The organism is Halorussus gelatinilyticus, from assembly GCF_023238445.1.
In the GTDB taxonomy this organism is placed as follows: domain Archaea; phylum Halobacteriota; class Halobacteria; order Halobacteriales; family Haladaptataceae; genus Halorussus; species Halorussus gelatinilyticus.
The window spans coordinates 3,338,193-3,358,343 of sequence record NZ_CP096658.1 but is presented as its reverse complement, the minus strand read 5'-3'; the positions used below and the strand labels follow the sequence as shown (position 1 = coordinate 3,358,343).

Here is a 20,151-nt window from a genome sequence, read left to right as displayed (position 1 = left end):
GCGACTCGACTCCGCGAACGCGCTCTACGGTCGCTCGTCGGCGAACGCCCGACACCGCTCGACCCACTTTTCTTCGAAGTCCTCGTCGTTTAGCGCGCGCCCCGCGAGGTCCGCGATTTCGGTGACGCCCTCCTCGTCGCACCATCTGAGGCACTCGCGATACACGTCCATCGGCAGGTCGTCGGGGTCTCGATGGACCTGCAACTCCTCGGCTCCCGAGAGGTACGCGACGAACGCTCGGGTGTGGCCGTCGGTCAGCATCCAGTCACCGCCGACGTTCCGAACCGGGAGCGACTCGTAGCTCGGGTCCGCGAAGTCGAACCACTGGGTCACGAACGAGAGTTTCAGACCGTTCAAGTAGAGTTGACTCGGACGCACGGTGTCGATGGGGGCCGCGAAGGGGTCCGAATCGTCGGCCAGAACCTCGGAACCGTCGGTCACAGATTCGTCAGCCTCGGTCATAGCGGCCCCTCGACCGCCTCAACGTTTAATCGTTCGCCGAACGGAGGTTCGGTATGGCAACCGAGGGACGCCAGCGAACCCCGAGCGACGCCGACCGACCGTGGAGCCACGAGCAGGCCGTCGTCGGCGACGTGCGCCTGCACTACGTCGCGGCGGGCGACGAGGCGGACCCGCTCGTCGTCCTGCTCCACGGCTTCCCCGAATTCTGGTACTCGTGGCGCGAGCAGATTCCCGCGCTCGCCGACGCGGGGTTCCGCGTCGTCGCGCCCGACATGCGCGGTTACAATCGCTCGGAGAAGCCCCACGGTCTCGACAGCTATCGGATGGAGGCGTTGGTCGGCGACGTGGTGAACCTCATCGACCACCTCGGCCGCGAGGAGGCCGCGGTCGTCGGCCACGACTGGGGCGGCGCGGTAGCGTGGGAGACCGCGATTCGCCGCCCCGAGCGCGTCTCCCGACTCGCCGTCCTGAACGCGCCCCACCCCGAGCGGTTCCGAGACGAACTCAAGCGAAACCCCGAGCAGTGGCGGCGGTCGTGGTACATGCTCTGGTTTCAGATGCCCGCGATTCCCGAGACCCTGCTCGGCGCGCGAAACGCCTTCGGCGTCGGCCGACTCCTCCGAGAGAGTTCGAACCCCGGCACGTTCGACGACGAGGACCTGCGGCGCTACCGCGAGGCCGCGGCCCGGCCGGGCGCGCTCGGTTCGGCGATAAACTACTACCGCGCGCTCCTCCGCCAGAATCTGGTCGAGGAGGTGCGCCGACTCGTCGGCGGGGGCGAGCGCCAGCGCCGCCTCCGCGTGCCGACCCTGCTGATATGGGGCGAGGAGGACGTGGCGCTCGGCACCGAACTGACCGAAGGGATGAACGAGTACGTCTCGGACGTCCGGGTCGAGCGATTCCCCGGCGCGAGCCACTGGGTCCAGAACGACCGCCCGGAGCGAGTCAACGACCTCTTGGTCGAGTTCTGCGAGGGATAGCTACTCCGACTCCTCTCTCGGCAGGCGGACCAGTTCCTCGGGATTCTGGAACGCGTAGAGGACGATACTCCCCTCCAGTCGCTGGCTCTTCAGGAGGTTCTTGGCCTCGCCGCGGTCTATCTCGCCGATTATCTCGACCGCGGTCAGGAGGTCGGCCTGTGAGACCCCGAGGTCGCTCCGGTCTACCTCCACGCCTTCGGGCGCTCTCACGCTCTCTAGCATCACGTCCACGTAGTCCGAGAGATCGGTCGTGTCGGCGAGTCGCTCGTGCCACGACGGCGGGTAGACGCTGACGTTCTCGCCGATTCGGTAGAGTCTATCGCCGGGTTGCCACGACTGCGCGTCGGTGAGGCGGCCGTCCAGCGAGGTGTCGAATCGCTCGCGGTCGTACTCCAGTTCGTCGGCGTAGGCCTCCACGAGGTCGCGGGGAACACCCGGTCCCTCGACGGGGTGGTGGCGTTCGAGGTACTGCACGAGGTCGCGGGCGGTGAAGTCGTCGTCGTGGTGGGATAACTCGTCAGCGAGGTCCGTATCGACGGATACCATAGGTGCAGTCCGACAGCGACGACGAAAAACGCCGCGTAAGATTTCCGAATGTCGAGTCGGGAAACCAACCATTCCCGTCGCTCTCATCGCTTTCGCCGCTCTCGCCGCTCCCGCACGCCGAACTCACGCCTCGCCGAGGTGCGGGCGGTACGGCCGGACCCACGCCGGGAGGTCACAGCCCAGCATCGCCGCGCGGCGCTCTATCGACGGATGAGTGGCGAAACACGCGAACAGTCGCGACCGGTCGGTTTCACCGCTTGCCCGGGTTCACTTCGCCGTACTTACGATTTTCACCACGTCGCCCTCCGCCAACTCGTAGTCGTCGCTGATTTCCCGGTTCGTCTTCCCGTTGACCGCGTGCAGATAGCCGTCGCCGATGTCGCTGTGGACGGCGTAGGCCAAGTCCGTCGGCGTCGAACCGCGGGGGAGGAGGAACGCGTCGGGCAGGACGTTGCCCTTCGCGTCGGTCCACTTGGTCTCGTTCTGGACCGGGTAGGCCGTAATCTGGTCGAGCAGGTCGTAGACCGCGGCGTTCAGCGCTTCTTGGACGCCCGTGCCGCCCCATTCCTGCATGACCTCACGAATCTGGTCGAGGCCCGCGGCCTGCTCGTCGCTCAGGTCGCCGACGATTTCGAAGTCCTCGTCGCCGGGGTCGTACTCGACGACGCCCCCTTCCTCGGCCTGCCGGAGCGCCAACTCGCCCTCCGCGGTCGCGGGAATCACGGGCTTGCCGGTCTCCTTCAGGCACTCGACGTTCTCCGGGGGAGCCACGTCGGCCTTGTTCGCCACGAGGATGATGGGTTTGGTCCGCGAGCGCACGTCGCGGGCGAGGGCCTCGCGGTGGTCGTCGGTCCACTGGATGGGGTCCTCGGGGTAGTCCAGTTCTCGGAGGCTGGCGGCAACGTCGGCCTCGCTCGCGCCGAATCCGGTCAGCATGTCGGCCAGCGCCTCGTCCACGTCGAAGTCGGGCGACCGGGACTTTCGCTCGACGCTCTCCCAGTTTCGGTCCACGATGCTGGCGAGCCACTGGTCCAACTGCTCCTCGATGAAATCGACCTCTTCCACCGGGTCGTAGGTGCCGATTTCGACCGGTTCGCCCTCCTCGTTCGTGCCGCCAGAGGCGTCCACGACGTTGACGATGGCGTCGGCGTTCGTCAGTTCGTCGAGAAACTGGTTGCCGAGTCCGCGGCCCTCGTGTGCGCCCGGCACGAGTCCGGCCACGTCCAGCAGTTCGATGGGAACGTAGCGCTTGCCGTCGTGACAGTTCTCGTCGCCGCAGCGCTCGTCGCGTTCGAGACACGGGCAGTCGGTCCGGACGTGGCTGACGCCGCGGTTCGCGTCGATGGTCGTGAACGGGTAGTTCGCCACGTCCACGTCGGCCATCGTCGCGGCCTTGTAGAAGGTGGACTTGCCCGCGTTGGGCTTGCCCGCGAGTGCGATGGAAATCATGTCGGAAGCTACCGGCGTCTGGGAAAAGCCCCTTTCGGTTCCGCGAGTTTCGGGTTCGGCCGGTCGCCAGCCGTCCGCGACCGACCGCCGACGGTCGGTCGCGTGACGACGCTCAGAACGCGCCGAGGCTCGACTGGAGCTGTCGCTGACTCTCCCCCTCGCGGACCTCGTAGCCGACCAGACTCCGCAGGTCCACGGCGTAGGTCGTCCCGCCCCGAGCGAGGACCAGCACCCGGCCCTGCACGCCGACGACTTCGCCGGTCGCCAGCGTCTCGGCGACCGGTCGGGAGGACAAGTCCAGCCCGTAGTCGAAGTCGAACGTCTCCACAGGGTCGAACTCGGCGAGCGCGTCGCGCCACGCAGACTCGTCCACGTCGCGGTGGAGTCCCGAAATCTTGTCGGGGACGCGCACGCGGTCGGTGAACTCCTCGGCCAACTGCGACTCGATTTCGCGAGCGACTCGGCCGTTCTCGACGGTCCGGAGGTGGGCCGCGCGGTCCGCGCCCTGCTCACGCAGGCGGGTGCGAAGTCGCCACTCCTTCGTCACGCCGACTTTGAACGTCGCGGGCGCGAACGCCGCGAGGTAGATGGCGTGGTCGTCGTAGCAGTCCATCTCGTCCTTGAGGCAACTGCCGGTACACCGCGCGCAGACCCACGTGCTGGTGTGCTGGTCGCAGTAGGGCGCGGTCTCGTTCGCACAGTCGTAGTGGGTCGCACCGTCGAGCGCGCCCGCGCACCGACGCTCGCCGAGCGCGTAGCCGAGGTCGCGGCCGGGGTCGAGGCGCTCGCGGCGCACGCCCTCTTCGTTGGCGACGACCAGCGCGGGGCACACGCGCTCGTCGTTTCCGTCCCCGTCGCTCCCGTCCTCGCCGCTTGCACCGCCCTCGCGCTCCGTCTCGTACCCGACGATTTGCACGAGACCGGCTACGGGTTCAGTTCCTAAAGGCGTGCGGTTTGCTCGCTGCCGGTTGTTTTCACCCTGCTCCCCGTACCAGCAACGTTAACGCAGAAGTAAAATTAGTATATTATTCTAAGAAAAATTCATTAGGTGCGGGCCTTATTTACGAACGTCATGGCACAAAACGACAATAGTGTGTCCCGGCGTAACGTACTGAAGGGTGTCGGCGCGTCCGTCGCGACTGCTGGCGTCGCGACCAGTCTCGCGGCGGCCGCACCGACCGACAAAGTCGAGGTCAACGTCGGCTTCGCGTCCGAGCGCGGCCGGCAGACGGCGCTCAGCCAAGCCAACGAGACGGTGCGGACGTTCGACTCCATCGACGTGCTGACGCTTCGCCTGCCGAAGCAGGCGGCGACGGCGCTGGAGAAGAACCCCAACATCCGCTACGTCGAAGAGAACGGCACGATGGAAGCGCTCGCCCAGACGCTCCCGTGGGGCCAGCAGCGCATCGACTCCGACGTGGTCCACAGCAACGGCGAACTCGGTGCCGGCGCGGACGTCGCCATCCTCGACACGGGAATCGACGACGACCACCCCGACCTGACCGACCACCTCGGCAAGGGCAAGGCGTTCGTCACCTGTAACACTCAGGGCGGCTGTCGCTACGGAGCCAAGCCCGCGGACAACACGTGCAACTACTCGTGGACCGACGACAACAACCACGGGACTCACTGCGCCGGTATCGCGGCGGGCGACGACAACAGCCAAGGCGTCGTCGGCGCCGCGCCCGACGCGACGCTCCACGCCGTCAAGGTGCTGGACAAGTGTGGCAGCGGCTCGTTCTCGGACATCGCGGCGGGCGTCGAGTACGTCGCCGACCAGGGCTGGGACGTGGCTTCGATGAGCCTCGGCGCGAGTTCGGGGTCGTCGGCGCTCCACGACGCCATCCAGTACGCGACGAACAACGGCGTCTTCGTCGTCGCGGCCGCGGGTAACTCCGGTCCGTGTTCCGACTGCGTGGGCTACCCCGCCGCCTACTCCGAGGTCATGGCCGTGAGTTCGACCGCGAGCGACGACACCCTCTCGGACTTCTCCAGCACGGGGCCGGAAGTGGACATCGCCGCGCCCGGCACCGACATCTACTCGTCGGTCGCCAACGGCGGCTACGACACCTACTCCGGCACGTCGATGGCGACCCCGCACGTCGCGGGCGTCGCGGGACAGCTCGCCGCGAACGGCACGACCGGCAGCGACATTCGCTCGACGCTGGCGAACTCCGCGGAGGACATCGGTCTCGCCAGCAACGAGTCCGGCTCGGGGCTGCTCGACGCCGCGGCCGCGCTCGGCTACGACTCTAGCGACGACACGTAAGCCGACTCCCCGCCCGGTTTTCGAGGCACGGCTCGACGCTCTTTTTTCGAGGTATCGACTCCCGACGTTCGACGCTCTTTTTTCGAGGCATTGACTCCCGACGTTCGACGCTCTTTTTTCGAGGCATTGACTCCCGACGTTCGACGCTCTACCGGTCGGTCGCTCGTCGCTCGACGCCGAGTGGTCGCACGAGCCGTCGAGCGGCGTCAGAGGACTCGAACCTCTCCGACCAGTTAGAAGACTAGCCGGATTATTTACAGTATCTAGAACTAGAATAAAACTTTATTACGAAACGCACAAATGCACAAATTGCAATGCTTGGTGATGACAGCGGCGTTTCCCGACGTAACGTACTCAAGACGGCAGGCGGTTCGCTCGCGGCGATGAGCGCGACCGGCCTCGCGGCGGCCAAGCCCGACGACACGGTGGAGGTCAACGTCGGCTTCAAATCCGAGAAGGGCAAGCAGATGGCCCTCGCGGAGGCCAACGACGTCGTCCGGAAGTTCGACTCCCTCGACGTCGTGACCATTCAGGTCCCGAAGAAGGCCGCGACGGCGCTCGACCAGAGCCCGAACATCCGCTACGTCGAAGAGAACGGCCAGATGCAGGCGCTCGCTCAGTCCCTCCCGTGGGGCGTCAACCGCGTGGACGCCGACCGAGCGGCCTCTGACGGCAGCGGTGCCGACGTGGCTATCATCGACACGGGTATCGACGGCAACCACCCCGACCTCGAAGCGAATCTCGGCGCAGGTGCCTACGCCGTCCAGTGTAGCTCCTACTCCGCGGAGTGTACCTACGGTTGGGGCGACGACAACGGCCACGGTACCCACTGTGCCGGTATCACGGGTGCCGTCGATAACAATCAGGGCGTCGTCGGCGTCGCTCCCGGCGTCACGCTCCACGCCGTGAAGGTGCTGAACTCCAACGGCGGTGGCTCGTACTCCGACATCGCGGCCGGCATCGAGTACGTCGCCGACCAGGGCTGGGACGTCGGTTCGCTCTCGCTCGGTGGCAGCGCGTCCAGCACGGTCCGCGACGCGGTGCAGTACGCCGACAGCCGCGGCGTCACGCTCGTCGCGGCCGCCGGCAACTCCGGCCCCTGTAGCGACTGTGTCGGCTACCCCGCGGCCTACCCCGAGACCATCGCGGTCAGTTCGACCAACAGCAACGACGACCTGTCGAGTTTCTCCAGCACGGGGCCGGAAGTTGACATCGCCGCGCCCGGTTCCGACATCTACTCGACGTACGTCGGCGGCGGCTACGACACGCTGTCGGGAACCTCGATGGCCACCCCGCACGTCGCCGGTGCTGCGGGCATCCTGCGCTCGCAGGGCCTCTCGAACGCCCAGACGAAGAACCGGCTCCTGAGTACCGCCGAGAACATCGGTCTGGCCAGCAACGAGTCCGGCGCGGGCCTCCTCGACGTGGAAGCCGCGACCCAGTAAACGGTCGACTTCGACGGACGACGGAGTTCCGGCGTCGGAGCGAGCGCGACTCCCGTCGCGTCTCCACCCACGACCGACCCGCGTTTCGTCACCGGCGTTTTCCGCCCCGAGTCGGGCGGTCCCCCGCCGCGGACTCGGACCAATCGCGGTCCCGACCCGCGAGGGCTCCGCTCCGGCGAGTCCGCCCGCCCCGCTTCTATCGAGCGACCGGCCGAGCGACGCGTCGTCTCTCGCGCCGCCAGAACTTTATTTCATAGAATCTAGATACAAATTTTTGTTACAGAAAGTCGTACTATCGGGTGATGTTCGACGAACAGTCCATCTCACGGCGCACCGTACTCAAGACGACGGGCGGGTCGCTGCTGACGGTCGGCGCGGGCGGTCTCGCCAGCGCCGACCCCGGCGAGGAGGTCCGGGTCAACGTCGGGTTCGCGTCCGAGCGCGGCCGGTCGGCGGCGCTCGGCGCGGCCAGTAGCGTGGTTCGGGAGTTCGCCTTCGACGCCGCGACGCTCAGCCTGCCCGAGCGGGCAGCCACCGCGCTCGCGGAGCGCGACGGCGTGCGATACGTCGAGCGCGACGGCACCGCCTACGCCCTCTCGACGACGTGGGGCTACGACCACATCGACGCCGACGTGGCGAACGCCAACGGGTACACGGGCGACGGTGCCGACGTGGCTATCATCGACACTGGCCTGCCCTGCCCTGCGACGACCCGTGCCTGCCGAACGTCGGCGCGGGCGAGGCGTTCGTAGACTGTTCGACCAACTGCTGTGCGCCGTGGGACGACGACAACGGGCACGGCACGCAGGTCGGTGCCATCATCGGCGCGGGCGAAAACTGTAGCTGTACGACCGGTATCGCGCCCGACGCGACGCTCCACGCCGTCAAGGTGCTGGACGACCGGGGTTCGGGGTCGTACTCCGACATCGCGGCGGGCGTCGAGTACGTCGCCGACCGAGGCTGGGACGTGGGCAACATCAGCCTCGGCGGTAGCTCGGGGTCGTCGGTCCTGAAGGACGCGGTGGAGTACGCGACGAACAACGGCGTCCTGCTGGTCGGCGCGGCGGGCGGGAGCGGTCCCTGCACGGACTGCGTGGCCTACCCCGCGGCCTACCCGGAGGTCGTCGCGGTCAGCGCGACCAACGCGAACGACCAACTCGCCTCCTTCTCCAGTCGGGGGCCCGAAATCGAACTCGCCGCACCCGGTTCCGACATCACTACGGTCGGGAGCGACGGCGGATGTGCCACCTTCTCGGGCACGTCGTACGCCACGGCCCACGCCTCCGGAGCCGCCGCGCTCGTGATGGCGCAGGGGTATACCAACTCCGGCGCTCGCACCCGACTCCGGAACACCGCCGAGGACCTGGGCCTGTCGAGCGACCAGCAGGGCCACGGCCTCGTGGACGCCGCGGCCGCGGTCGGAGTGGACTCGAGCGACGACTGAGCGGTCACGCTCGCCCCGTACCAAAAGTTTTCAGGGACGCGAGGAGCAGTAGAAAGTATGACGCTCCAGAGTTCCGTGGACGTGACCGTCGAGTCCGACCGCGTGGTCTTCGAGTACACCGTCGAGAACGTCGGCGACGCGCCCGAGGACGTACAGTTCCGTAGCTCCCTACTGGCCGACTTCGCGGTCCTCGACGGCGACGACGAGGTCTGGCGGGCCAGCGACGGCCAGATGTTCACCCAGATGATCCAGACCGAGACGTTCGACGCGGACGCCTCCCGGACGTTCACCGAGGAGTGGGACGACCCCGCGCCCGGCGACTACACCGTGGTCGCCGCGCTGAACGCGACGGGCGACGACGCCGAGGCACGGACCGGTTTCTCGGTCTGAGCCGAACCGCAGTCCGCCCGATTTCTGATAGCTTCCGTACCAAAATCCGTTTCAGCGAGTCTTGAAGTCGCTCGCGGCGAGAGTTCGACCCGAGAACGCATGTCGAACTCCGACACCGCGACCGCCCCGAACCCCGACGACTACCTCGAACGAATCGGTCTCGATCCGGCCTCGGTCCGCGCGTCCGACGCCGCGAACCGGGAGACGCTGGCGGCGCTTCAGCGGGCCCACGTCGCGACCGTTCCGTTCGAGACGCTCGCGGTCACGGGCGACCCCTTCGGACCCCGCGACGGTGAAGGCGTGACGTTGACCCTGCCCCACCTCTACAAGAAGGTCGTGGCCCGCGAGCGCGGCGGATTCTGCTTCGAGTTGAACGGCCTGTTCGGGTGGTTGCTCGCCGAACTCGGCTTCGACGCGGACCGCATCGCCGCACGGATGCTGAGCGACGACGGCGACCCGAGGCCGCCGGCGAACCACCACGCGCACCTCGCGTCGCTCGACCGCACCTACGTCGTCGACGTGGGGTGCGGCGTGCCGACGATGCGCCGACCGCTCCCGCTCGACGGGAGCGTCCGGGAGGACTCGGCGGGCGTCGCGTGGCGCGTGGTCGAGAGCGAGCGCCCGGACGCCGAGTATCTGACCCAGTACCGAACGCCGGGCGACGAGGGGTGGCGCGACCGGTACGTCTTCGACGCGACGCCTCGCAAACTCAGTTACTTCGAGGCGACCTGCGACCACCTCGCCACCGCGCCCGAGTCGTCGTTCACGGGCGACCCGACCGTCTCGATAGCGACCGAGCGCGGCCACCGCAAACTCTCACCGGAGAAACTGACGCGGTCGGACCGGGGCGAGCATTCCGAACGCGAAGTCGGCGAGGAGGAGTGGTACGGCCTGCTCGAATCTGAGTTCGGACTGCGGTACGCTCCGGAGTGAAGCCTCCGGTCCGCAGTTCCGCCCCGCCGACTCGCCGCCGCGTTCCGAAACCCCCTAACCCGCCGACCACCGACGCCTCGACATGGAAGGCGAACCCGAAGTGGCGGTCCTCCGACTCGGCCACCGGCCGGGCCGCGACGAACGCATGACGACTCACGTCGGCCTGACCGCGCGGGCACTGGGGGCCGACCGCGCGATTCTGGCGGGCGACGCGAGCAAGTCGAAGGGCACGGTCGAGGACATCACCGACCGCTTCGGCGGGCCGTTCGACGTGGAACTGACCGACAGTCCGAAGGCGGTCATCCGCGACTGGCCGGGGCAGGTCGTCCACCTGACGATGTACGGCGAGCGCGTCCAAGACGTGGAGGCGGACGTCCGCGAGCGCCACGCCGACGGCGACCCGATTCTCGCGGTCGTCGGGTCCCAGAAGGTGTCGTTCGACGTGTACGAGGCCGCCGACTTGAACGTCGGCGTGACCAACCAGCCCCACTCGGAGGTCGCAGGGCTGGCGGTGTTCCTGGACCGCCTGTTCGCGGGTCGGGAGTTGGACCGGGAGTGGACCGACGCCGACCAGACCGTCGTGCCGATGGAGACAGGCAAGAAGGTCGTTCCGGACGACGAGGAGTGAGGTAGGCCCGAACGGCTCGGACGCTCGGACGACCGAGTTCGGCCGGGACGACGAATCGAGCGCGAGGTGACGGCGCGCCGGAACGCTCTCGCGGCGGAAGCGCCGAGCTAGCCGACCGCGCCGCGACGCGAATCCGGGACAGCGGCCTCTCCGATGGTTTTAAACGCTCCAACGCCCCAGTACACGATAATGGCTTTTGAGGACTTACTGGAGGACCCAGTAATTCAGAAATATCTTCACGAATTGGTCGGTCCGAAGGGGATGCCCGTCGCCGCGGCCCCGCCTGACGGCGAGGTCACCGACGAGGAGTTGGCCGAGGAGTTGGACTTGGAACTCAACGACGTTCGGCGCGCGCTGTTCATCCTCTACGAGACCGACCTCGCCACGTACCGCCGCCTGCGCGACGAGGACTCGGGGTGGCTGACCTACCTCTGGACGTTCCAGTACGAGAACATCCCGGACAACCTCGAAGAGGAGATGCACCGCCTGCTCGACGCGCTCGACCAGCGCAAGGAGTACGAACACCAACACGAGTTCTACCTCTGTGAGGTCTGTTCGATTCGCTTCGAGTTCGGCGAGGCGATGGACTTCGGCTTCGAGTGTCCCGAGTGCGGCTCGCCGCTCGAATCGATGGAGAACAGCCGCCTCATCGACGCGATGGAGCAGCGAATCGAGGACCTCCGCCAGGAACTCAACGTCGAGAAACTCGAAGAGGCCGAGGCATAGATGGTCGTACTCGCCACCAAGGTGTACGTCGAGGGCGACGCCCGCGAGCGCTCGCTCGACGCGCTCCGGTCGCTGGTCGCCAACGAAATCGAGGACTTGGACGTGGAGTACACCGTGGGCGTGCGCCACGACGACTTCGCGGTCGTCACCATCGAGGGCGACGACGAAGTGGTCGCGCGAAACCTCCTCCGGGAGGCCTACGGCGAGGTCACGCCGGACTTCGAGCCGGGCGAGACCTACGTCGGCACGCTCGAAGGGTGGGACGACGAGGGGTTCGTCCTCGACGCCGGCGAAGAGGTTCGCGTGCCCGCCGACGAACTCGGACTCGGGCAGGGGTCGCCGGTCCAGATCGTCGAGCGGTTCGGTCTCGTCCAGCACACGCCCATGAAGTTCGTCTACGGGGGCGACGCGGGCGGCGACGGAGACGATTCGGAGTCGGACACCGACGGCGAGACGAACGCTCACCGCCTCGCCGACGAGGAGCGTGACCGCCTCTACGACTGGACGCGCGGTGCCGGCCGGGTCAACGTCAACAGCGCGACCCGCGGTGAGGTCCGCGCGACGGTCAACCGGGCGGGCCACGCCCGCGACATCGTCACCGTCGAACGCCTCGGTCTGCTGGAACAGAGCATCGTCTGTAAAGACGAGACCGACCCGCCGGGGCTACTGGCGGCCATCGGGAGCTATCTTCCCGCGGAGATTCGCTGCGTCATTCCCTGACAGCATGAATCGGCGACTGCTACTCGCGGCCGCGACGCTGGCGCTCCTCGCGGCGACCGCCGGGTGCGCCGGCGTCTTCGGCACCGACCAGTTCAGCGAGAAGCGCCTCTCGGGCGACGCCAACGCGACCTACGAGTGGAACACCACCGCTGACGTGACGCTCAACGTCACCAGCGGGCAGTATCGGGCCATCTACGACTTCTCGAACCGGTCGCAACTCAAGATATACCAGCGCGAGTCGTTGGGCGAGGAGGCCCCGGTGCGGGTCAAGACCGTCCGGTTCCGTTACCCGAACGGCACCGTCGTCACGCTGAACCAGTCACAGGTCCGACGCACCGACTCCCGGACCGTCTTCGTGCTCCCCTCCCGCGAGGGCAAACTCGCCTACACCGCGCCCCACCGCGGCAAGTCGTTCAGCACGCCGACCTACGTCGAAGGCTCCTACGAGGTCGTCCTGCCCGCGGGGATGCGCGTCGGCACGCCGATTCTGAGTCAGGTCAGGCCGAACGCCGACACGAAAGACCAGGTCGCCGGGCGCGTCCACCTCCACTGGGCCGAAGTGACGTCGAACAACGTCACCGTCCGGTACTATCTGGCGCGTGACCTGCTCATCTTCGGCGGCATCATCGGCGCGGGCGTCGTCATCGCGTTGTTGGGGTTGGCCTACTTCCGACTCCAGATTCGCCAACTCGAGCGCCAGCGCGAGGAGATGGGCCTGAACGTCGATACCGACGGCGACGAGTTCGACCAAGGGCCGCCGCCGGGGATGGGGTAGCGGCGTTCCGATTTCGGATTCTGCACGCTTCGTCTCGTGAATCGCTTTCCAGAGCGTCTGGTTTTTACTCGCGCAATGCCAAGGAATCGCCATGCAGGTAGCCCTCGTCACCGTCGGCGACGAACTGCTGGCGGGCGACACCGTGAACACCAACGCCGCGTGGCTCGGCGAGCGACTCGCCGAACGCGGCGCGAGCGTCGAACGCGTGGTCGTGGTCCCCGACCGGGTGGCCGACATCGCGCGCGTCGTCAACGAGTTGCGCGCCGACTACGACGCCGTCGTCGTCACGGGCGGTCTCGGGCCGACCCACGACGACCTGACGATAGAGGGCGTCGCGGCCGCCGTCGGCGTTCCCGTCGAGGAACATCCCGACGCCGTGGCGTGGATTACCGACCACACCGACTACGAGCGCGCCGACCTCGTGGAGGGGACGACCCACCTCCCGAAGGGTTCGCGGATGCTCCCGAACGAGGCGGGCGTCGCGCCCGGTTGCGTCGTCGAGGGCATCTACGTCCTGCCGGGCGTCCCCGAGGAGATGAAGGCGATGTTCGAGTCGGTCGCCGACGAGTTCGCGGGCGAGACGCGCCACGCCGTCGTCGTGGAGGCCGACGAACCCGAGAGCGCGCTGGTCGAGCGGTTCGCAGAGCTACGCGAGAAGTTCGACGTGACCGTCGGGAGTTACCCCGGCGACCACGTACGCGTCAAGCTACAGAGTACCGACGAGGAGGAACTCGACCGCGCGGCGACGTGGCTCCGCGAACGCGTCGAGGGCGTTCAGCGGTAGAAGTACGCGAGCCACGCGGCGGTGATGAGGAGTCCGAGGACGCCAGTGACGATACCTGCGGCGTTGGCCGGAATCGACGCCGATTCTGCGAGTACGAACATACTCCCGAGTTCCGCGGGCGGTCCCTTAATCCTTGTCAAGCACGGCGAGGTCTCCGGATTCACCCGTCGAAACCCGGCGTTGAATCGGGAAACGGTCTCGAAACGTCGGCGTAACCGGATGTTTCTTTCTCCGCGATAATCGGTTTTTTCGACCTCGTACGGCGGGAAATACACCGTTGTCCGGTTGAACAATCGCTAACGGTCGCGCCGGTTTATCTGCGAATCCGGCGAAGCCTCGTTCGCCTGCGGCGCGGCATCTCGCCATTATGAGACGCCTACGCAGGGAAGTCACCAACCATGTCAGAACAGTATCAACAGTCCACGGGAAGCACGGGTCAACAGACGTACGGCGGGCCGACCGGCCAGCAGACGGGCCAGTCGATGCAGTCTCGGGGCATCGAACAGCAGACAGGCCAAATGGGCCAGACGGGTCAGCCGGGCCAGATGGGAACCCAGCAGTCCGGCCAGAGCCACCAGATGACCCACGAGAACGTCGGCCATCAGTTCGAGTCTGAGATGACGAACGAGCTGAATCAGGCGCTCGAATCCTTCGACCGCGTGGTCGAGATCGCCGAGTGGTGCGCCGACAAGTGCATCGAGAGCGGCCCGCAGATGGCCGAGTGCGCTCGCCTCTGTGAGGACCTCTCGGACCTCGCGTCGCTGAACGAGAAGCTCATCGCGCGCGACTCCATCAACGGTCCGGAAGTCGCCGAGGCGTTCGTGCGCGTCGCCCAGCAGGGCCTCCCGATTCTCCAGCAGCACCAGCAGTCGCCCCACGTGCAGGAGACGTATCAGGCGGTCCAGCAGGCGCTGGACGCGACGACCAAGCTGTTGGACTCCATCAGCGGCGGCCAGCAGAGTCCGACGACGGGCATCCGCGAACAGGTCCAACAGCAGTCCGGCGGGATGGGCCAGCAGTCCGGCGGAATGGGCCAGATGGATCAGATGAGCCAGCAGCCGCAGGGCCAAATGGGCCAACAGCCGCAGGGCCAAATGGGCCAACAGCCGCAGGGCCAAATGGGCCAACAGCCGCAGGGCCAAATGGGCCAACAGCCGCAGGGAGAGATGAGCCAGCAGCCACAGGGTCAGTCGTTCCAAGGTTCCCAGTCGTACTGAGAACCGAGCGTATCCGACGGTTGCGCCGGTAGCAGTCCGCTTTCGCGGTGCCGTTTTTCCGTAGTTCGCTTCCCCCCGAGCCCTCGGCTCGGGCGGTCCAAGCGGTCGGCATCGGACCGCTTTTGCGCTCGACGCGCGTAGCCACGCCCATGCGAACCATCGGCGTCGTGGTCAACCCCATCGCGGGGATGGGCGGTCGAGTAGGGCTGAAAGGCACCGACGGGAAGGTAGCGGAGGCCCGCGAGCGCGGCGCGGCCCCGCGGGCACCCGACCGGGCGGTCGCGGCCCTGCGCGCGCTCGCCGAGCGCGCTCGCGCCACGGACTCGGAAGTCGAGATACTGACCTACGGCGGCGAGATGGGCGAGCACGAGGCCCGCGAGGCCGGACTCGACCCGCGGGTCGTGGGCGAACCGTCGGGCGAGGAGACCGCCGCCGCCGACACCCGCGAGGCGGTCCGGCGGTTCGTCGCGGAGGAGGCCGACTTGATTCTGTTCGTCGGCGGCGACGGGACCGCGGTGGACGTGGCCGAGACGCTGGACGAGGCGGACGCCGACGTTCCGATTCTCGGCGTCCCCGCGGGCGTCAAGGTCTACTCGGCCGTCTTCGCGGTGACGCCCGAGGCGGCGGGCCGGGTCGCCGCCGACTTCGACCGGACCGAGCGCCGCGAGGTCAACGACATCGACGAGGCGGCCTACCGCGAGGGAGAGGTCCGCGCCGAGTTGAAGGCCGTCGCTTCGGTGCCCGTCGCCGAGGACCTCCAGTCGAGCAAGCAGGTCGGGGGCGGCACCGTCGAGAGCCTCGCGGCCGGGGTCGCCGCGGACGCCCGGAGCGACGAGGGGACAACCTACGTCCTCGGGCCGGGAAGCACGGTCGGGGCGGTGAAGGCGGAGTTGGGCTTCGAGGGGTCGCCCCTCGGCGTGGACGTGTGGCGGGACGGCGAGGTGCTGGCCGAAGACGCGAGCGCCGACGAGATTCTGGAACTGCTGGGCGACCGGAACGTCGTCGTGGTCTCGCCCATCGGCGGGCAGGGGTTCGTCTTCGGTCGGGGCAACGACCAGATTTCGCCCGAGGTGATCCACCGCTCGGAGGTCGAGGTCGTCGCTTCCAAGGACAAATTGGACGGCGTGGGCGTCCTCCGGGTCGATACGGGCGACGACGAGGTGGACGACGACTTGCGAGGCTGGCGGAAGGTCCGCGTCGGCCGGTTCGAGCGCCGGATGATGAAGGTAGTCTGAGACGAGAGCCGGTACCCGCTCGGTTGTGAAGGCAATTTAAGGCACAATAATTGTCCCCTAGTGAAGCTTAAGGTCGTCGGGTGCAGTAACAACACGTACATGGAAACTCGCAAGGTGCAGCGACTGGGCCCCTCGACGCTGGCGATGACCCTGCCGGCGGAGTGGGCCAAGGAGAACAACGTCGAGAAGGGAGACGAGGTCTCGTTGCGGATGGGCGGGAAGGGGACGCTGACGGTCCTGCCGGAGTCGGCCCACACCGAGGAGTCCGAGGCGGTCATCCACGCGAAGAATCTGGACGCCGACGCCGTCGAGCGCGCCATCGTCGCCCAGTACGTCCTCGGTCGCCGGGTCATCCACGTCGAGAGCGAGGAGACCCTCGACAGCGCCCACATCAACGCGGTCTACAAGGCCGAGACGCAGCTGATGGGGTTGGGCGTGGTCGAGGAGACGCCCGACAGCATCGCCATCCGGTGTTCGGTGGACCCCGAGGACTTCAGCCTCGACAACCTGCTCGAACGACTGGAGAACACGGGTTCGACGATGCGCGGCGAGGCGGTCAAGGCCTTGGCGCACGGCAACCCCGACCTTGCACAGCGCGCCCTGAACCGCGAGCGACAGGCGAACAAGATATTCGTCCTCCTGCTTCGACTCATCTTCACCGCCTACCAGAACCCGACGCTCGCCCGCGCGGTCGATTTGGACTCCGGCTTTCCGCTCATCGGCTACCGCTCCATCGCCAAGAACCTCGAACTTATCGCGGACAACGCCGAGGACATCGCCGAAATCACCCTCGAAGCCGAGGGTCACACGCTCGACGTGGACGGCCAGACGATGCGCCGCATCCGGGAGTTCACCGACCAAGTGGACGAGATAACTGCGAAGGCGGTGCAGGCCGCCGTCGAGCGCGACTACGACAAGACGCTGGAGGTCCGCGCGCTGTTCCACGAAATCGGCGACCGCGAGAGCGAGATTCTGTCGGACCTGCCCGAGATGGACAACGACTCGCTGCTGGCGGTCCGCGAGGTGCTGGTCAGCCTCCAGCAGACCGCCCAGTACGCCATGCGGAACGCCGAAATCGCGGCGAACCTCGCGCTCAACGAGGAGAGCGAACACACGACCATCAACTGACGCCGGACGCCGATTCGGTCGGCACGCGTCCTCTATTCGAATCTCGTCTTCTTCCCGAACCCTGACGGTCTGTCGTTTGGCAACAATTTCCTTCCGTCGTCGGACGTTACTCGGTGTATGGGCATCGTCGAGACTCTCAGGGACATGCTCGTGCCCGACACCGAACCCGGCGTCGCGCTGGAGTGTACCGAGTGCGGCGAACGATTCGACGAACCCCTGGACCGCTGTCCGAACTGCGGGTCGGAAGCCGTCAAGGAAGTCGAGGGGTTCGACTTGCGTCCGGACACGTAGCCAGCCACACTGCTAGGAAACGTCGGTATCGCGGGCGGCGACACTGACGTCTATCGGTCGGTTCGACTGTCGGAGAAATCGGGTCGGCCGAACTGCCTCCGCGTCAGTCCGCGCTGACCACCTCGCTCTCGCCGGCAGGTCGCTCGGAGGCCGATTCCGCGGTCTTTTCGGCGGTCAGCGGGTTGCGCCGGGTTATCGTGCAGTCGAAGCTGGGATGCTCCGCGAAGTGGCGCACCAGCATGTGGCGACGCGACCCCGTGATACCCGTCCGGCCCACGTCGTCGGCCGAGAACTCGTCGGGCAGTCGGTCGAACAGCCGGCGCAGTTCGCGGAAATCCTCGAACACCTTCGAGTTGCCCGCCGAGTCGGCCCCGCGCCGGACGACCTCGTAGGTGCCGTCCTCGCGGTGGACGCCAGCGGTCCGGAAGAACTCCCGGCGCTGGGTCAGCGCGTCGCCGACCGCGTCCTGCAGGTCCGCGGCCTCGCCTCTGGACAGTTGGTAGTCGTCACCGTCTACCGCCAGTACTATCGACTCGCCGTCGCTCCGTATCGAAACGTCACTCTCATCGCACGAGAAGAACTCGATCAGGAGCGTCTACACTCCGTGTCATGCGTTGGTAGCTCTCTCACCCGAGGTTAAAACTCTACCGGCGACCGGAAATATCTGCGCCGTTTTCCCGGAGATGTGGATTCCGGATAGCCGTGAAGCTCCACCGCTGGCGAGCGTTCGAGCGCGAAACGTTTCGTCGCCGCGCTATCGGAGTCCGGACACAGAAAGCGAGAGGAGACCGTCGTCGGTGGTCGTGGTCTCGCCGCCGGTCGCGCCGTCGTTCGCGGTGGTAGTGGTGGCGGTGTCACCGTCTGTCGTCGTCGCCGAGTCGTCGTTTGCGGTTGTTTCCGAACCGTCGCCCGCGGTCGTCTCTCCGCCCGACTTCGAGTCGTCGGCAGTTCTGGCTTCACTGCCGGTGGTCGATCCGCTGGACTCGGCTTTGTTCCCGAAGATGTCGGTTTCGATGGTCTTCCGGTAGGTTAGGTCCTCCAGCGGCACGCGGAACGTCTCGCCGCCGAGTTCCAACTCGGCGTAGAAGTCGATGCGGAGGTCGGTCACTTGGTCGTTTTCGAGGTGCGAGACCCACCACTGGTCGAGTTTCCCGTTCCGGATGGCCGTCCGGGTCTCGATGGTTTCCGTACTGTGGCCTTCGATGACGTGGCCCGTCTCGCTCGACCCGTTGCCGACCGTGATGTTGTTCATCGTGATGGTGTATCCGATTTCGGTGACAGCCATCGGGAGCGACTTGGCGTTGTAGACTGTGAACCGCATGTCGATGGGCGTCTCGGAGGCCGTCACCTCGCCCCACCGCGCGCTGGTCTCGTTGACGTAGCCCACGGGGTCCGAGACCAGCGGTTGGTCGGCGTCGATGGGCCGCGGTTCGGTGGAGTTGAACTGCGAGATGACGTCGGTCGAGATTTGACGTTCGACCGGCGGGGCCTGAAAACTCCGGCCGAGCGTCGAGGACCGAACCGTCGCGTCCACCCGGAGCGCCGTCTCCTCGCCGTTCCGGACGTGGCTGACCCACCACGCGGGAATCCTCTCGTTGTCCATCCGCGTGCTGACGTTCACGGTGCTGTTGCCCGTGCCGACCGAGACGCCCTCCTTCGTCCCGTTAGCCATGGCCACGTCGTTCATCGTCACGTCGTAGGACACCGACACGCCGCCGAGATTGATACCAACGGGGTTCGGGTTCCGGACGACGAGTTCGGTCCGAATTTCGGTCGTCTCCTCGGTCACGTCGCCGAAACTGTTGTGGACGCCGACGACGCTCGGCGCGCCGAGGACGCCGAGCGAGAGTCCGCCACCGACGACGACCCCGAGCGCCAACAGTAGCGTGACCAGTACACGAATCTTACTCCCGAGTAACGCCGACTTGACCGTCCCGAGCATATCTCGTAGCCCACACCCCACGCCGTAAAACCTACCGGCAGGCGACGAAAACTCATAGGCGATTGACGGGAATTCACGGACGGCCCCGAGAAACCACGGACGACCGAGGAGGACTGCGGACCGGCGATGAGAGTCGTGAATCAGCGACGATGACTGCGAACGAGGCCGACGAGTAGAATGAACTAAGTTCCGCCCGACGGAAACGCCGGACATGGCCGAACACGAGACTGTCGCCAGCGACAAAGGTATCGGACTCGCCACGCTGTTCACCCTGCTGGCGGTCGGATCGACGGTAGCGATGTTCCTGGAACCGGGTAGCGAACTCGCCGCGTGGGGCTTCGCGGGTGCCGTCGTCGCCGGGGTCCTCGCCGTCGCCGCGGTCCACCTCTACTGGTAGTCCACTGCGTCGTCGGGGTAACTCCTCCGTAAACCGGCGCTCGCGCCGATTGCCCGGTGAATCGAACGTGATTCGACCGGTCTCGGCGGGGACGGGTCGCCGAACTGAACGATTACCGGCGGGAAATCGTTAAGGTTCCGAGCGCCCTAGTAGCGTGTAAGGATGACTGACTACAGCGACGAGGAACGGCGCATCCTCGCGTACCTCCGCGAGAGCGTCTCGAAAGGCGAGCGTTACTTCCGGTCGAAGAACATCGCCGAGCACCTGGGTCTCTCCTCGAAGCAGGTGGGCGTGCGACTGCCGGAACTCGCCGAGAAGAGCGAAGAGGTCGATATCGAGAAGTGGGGACGCGCGAAGTCCACGACGTGGAAGGTAACGCTGGGCTGAGCC

Annotated in this window: 24 protein-coding genes; 18 read left to right on the top strand and 6 right to left on the bottom strand. The window is 66.7% G+C overall.

What is annotated here, in order from left to right; translation table 11 throughout:
• Positions 1-24: 24 nt before the first annotated feature.
• The gene (locus tag M0R88_RS17115) at positions 25-462 is read right to left on the bottom strand and encodes a hypothetical protein (RefSeq protein WP_248654634.1); all 438 of its coding nucleotides are present in this window, start codon (positions 460-462) and stop codon (positions 25-27) included.
• Between the two features lie 53 nt (positions 463-515).
• On the opposite strand from M0R88_RS17115, the gene M0R88_RS17110 reads away from it, so the two are divergent.
• Positions 516-1,442 carry an alpha/beta fold hydrolase gene (locus tag M0R88_RS17110; protein WP_248654633.1) on the top strand — a complete coding sequence of 309 codons (927 nt, stop codon included), beginning with the start codon at positions 516-518 and terminating at the stop codon, positions 1,440-1,442.
• Here M0R88_RS17110 and M0R88_RS17105 read toward each other — a convergent pair whose 3' ends face one another.
• The 3 genes from M0R88_RS17105 to M0R88_RS17095 form a co-directional block, all read right to left on the bottom strand.
• Positions 1,443-1,988 carry a hypothetical protein gene (locus tag M0R88_RS17105; RefSeq protein WP_248654632.1) on the bottom strand — a complete coding sequence of 182 codons (546 nt, stop codon included), beginning with the start codon at positions 1,986-1,988 and terminating at the stop codon, positions 1,443-1,445.
• A gap of 267 nt (positions 1,989-2,255) precedes the next feature.
• Positions 2,256-3,437: a redox-regulated ATPase YchF gene (locus M0R88_RS17100; protein WP_248654631.1), complete on the bottom strand. Its 1,182-nt coding sequence runs from the start codon at positions 3,435-3,437 to the stop codon at positions 2,256-2,258.
• Between the two features lie 112 nt (positions 3,438-3,549).
• Complete coding sequence (locus M0R88_RS17095) at positions 3,550-4,353, bottom strand: DUF2797 domain-containing protein (RefSeq protein ID WP_368409362.1); 804 nt, start codon at positions 4,351-4,353, stop codon at positions 3,550-3,552.
• Between the two features lie 156 nt (positions 4,354-4,509).
• On the opposite strand from M0R88_RS17095, the gene M0R88_RS17090 reads away from it, so the two are divergent.
• From M0R88_RS17090 to M0R88_RS17020, 15 genes are all read left to right on the top strand, one after another.
• The gene (locus M0R88_RS17090) at positions 4,510-5,706 is read left to right on the top strand and encodes a S8 family peptidase (RefSeq protein ID WP_248654630.1); all 1,197 of its coding nucleotides are present in this window, start codon (positions 4,510-4,512) and stop codon (positions 5,704-5,706) included.
• Positions 5,707-6,020: 314 nt separating this feature from the next.
• Positions 6,021-7,151, top strand: a complete 1,131-nt coding sequence (locus tag M0R88_RS17085) for a S8 family peptidase (protein WP_248654629.1) — start codon at positions 6,021-6,023, stop codon at positions 7,149-7,151.
• Between the two features lie 302 nt (positions 7,152-7,453).
• Positions 7,454-7,903, top strand: a complete 450-nt coding sequence (locus M0R88_RS17080; RefSeq protein ID WP_248654628.1) for a hypothetical protein — start codon at positions 7,454-7,456, stop codon at positions 7,901-7,903.
• The gene (locus M0R88_RS17075) at positions 7,849-8,595 is read left to right on the top strand and encodes a S8 family serine peptidase (RefSeq protein ID WP_248656724.1); all 747 of its coding nucleotides are present in this window, start codon (positions 7,849-7,851) and stop codon (positions 8,593-8,595) included. The genes M0R88_RS17080 and M0R88_RS17075 overlap by 55 nt, the downstream gene beginning before the upstream one ends.
• A 57-nt stretch (positions 8,596-8,652) precedes the next feature.
• Positions 8,653-8,985 (top strand): BsuPI-related putative proteinase inhibitor, encoded by a 333-nt coding sequence (locus M0R88_RS17070; RefSeq protein WP_248654627.1) that lies wholly within the window; start codon positions 8,653-8,655, stop codon positions 8,983-8,985.
• A gap of 99 nt (positions 8,986-9,084) precedes the next feature.
• A complete protein-coding gene (locus M0R88_RS17065) occupies positions 9,085-9,918 on the top strand; it encodes an arylamine N-acetyltransferase family protein (RefSeq protein WP_248654626.1) in 834 nt (277 codons plus the stop codon).
• Between the two features lie 82 nt (positions 9,919-10,000).
• A complete protein-coding gene (locus M0R88_RS17060; RefSeq protein ID WP_248654625.1) occupies positions 10,001-10,546 on the top strand; it encodes a tRNA (cytidine(56)-2'-O)-methyltransferase in 546 nt (181 codons plus the stop codon).
• Between the two features lie 189 nt (positions 10,547-10,735).
• Positions 10,736-11,272 carry a transcription factor gene (locus M0R88_RS17055; protein ID WP_248654624.1) on the top strand — a complete coding sequence of 179 codons (537 nt, stop codon included), beginning with the start codon at positions 10,736-10,738 and terminating at the stop codon, positions 11,270-11,272.
• On the top strand, positions 11,273-11,992 hold the full coding sequence (locus tag M0R88_RS17050; RefSeq protein WP_248654623.1) for a DUF2110 family protein: 720 nt from the start codon (positions 11,273-11,275) through the stop codon (positions 11,990-11,992).
• Between the two features lie 4 nt (positions 11,993-11,996).
• Positions 11,997-12,767, top strand: a complete 771-nt coding sequence (locus M0R88_RS17045; RefSeq protein WP_248654622.1) for a DUF5803 family protein — start codon at positions 11,997-11,999, stop codon at positions 12,765-12,767.
• Positions 12,768-12,858: 91 nt separating this feature from the next.
• A complete protein-coding gene (locus tag M0R88_RS17040) occupies positions 12,859-13,551 on the top strand; it encodes a competence/damage-inducible protein A (protein ID WP_248654621.1) in 693 nt (230 codons plus the stop codon).
• Between the two features lie 398 nt (positions 13,552-13,949).
• Positions 13,950-14,768, top strand: a complete 819-nt coding sequence (locus M0R88_RS17035) for a four-helix bundle copper-binding protein (RefSeq protein WP_248654620.1) — start codon at positions 13,950-13,952, stop codon at positions 14,766-14,768.
• A 149-nt stretch (positions 14,769-14,917) separates the two neighbouring features.
• Positions 14,918-16,003 (top strand): ATP-NAD kinase family protein, encoded by a 1,086-nt coding sequence (locus M0R88_RS17030; protein ID WP_248654619.1) that lies wholly within the window; start codon positions 14,918-14,920, stop codon positions 16,001-16,003.
• A 99-nt stretch (positions 16,004-16,102) separates the two neighbouring features.
• Entirely contained in the window at positions 16,103-17,131 is a 1,029-nt protein-coding gene (locus M0R88_RS17025; protein ID WP_248654618.1) for a phosphate uptake regulator PhoU, read from the top strand.
• A gap of 117 nt (positions 17,132-17,248) precedes the next feature.
• Entirely contained in the window at positions 17,249-17,422 is a 174-nt protein-coding gene (locus M0R88_RS17020; protein ID WP_248654617.1) for a hypothetical protein, read from the top strand.
• A 103-nt stretch (positions 17,423-17,525) separates the two neighbouring features.
• On the opposite strand, the gene M0R88_RS18790 is transcribed toward M0R88_RS17020, so the two are convergent.
• Both M0R88_RS18790 and M0R88_RS17010 read right to left on the bottom strand, forming a co-directional pair.
• Positions 17,526-17,918, bottom strand: coding sequence for a DUF7528 family protein (locus M0R88_RS18790; protein WP_368409395.1), 393 nt, complete (start codon positions 17,916-17,918; stop codon positions 17,526-17,528).
• 258 nt (positions 17,919-18,176) lie between these two features.
• Positions 18,177-19,364, bottom strand: coding sequence for an LEA/WHy family protein (locus tag M0R88_RS17010; RefSeq protein ID WP_248654615.1), 1,188 nt, complete (start codon positions 19,362-19,364; stop codon positions 18,177-18,179).
• Between the two features lie 211 nt (positions 19,365-19,575).
• On the opposite strand from M0R88_RS17010, the gene M0R88_RS17005 reads away from it, so the two are divergent.
• On the top strand, positions 19,576-19,761 hold the full coding sequence (locus M0R88_RS17005; RefSeq protein WP_248654614.1) for a DUF7525 family protein: 186 nt from the start codon (positions 19,576-19,578) through the stop codon (positions 19,759-19,761).
• Positions 19,762-19,923: 162 nt separating this feature from the next.
• Complete coding sequence (locus M0R88_RS17000; protein ID WP_248654613.1) at positions 19,924-20,148, top strand: DUF7123 family protein; 225 nt, start codon at positions 19,924-19,926, stop codon at positions 20,146-20,148.
• The last annotated feature ends 3 nt before the right edge of the window (positions 20,149-20,151 follow it).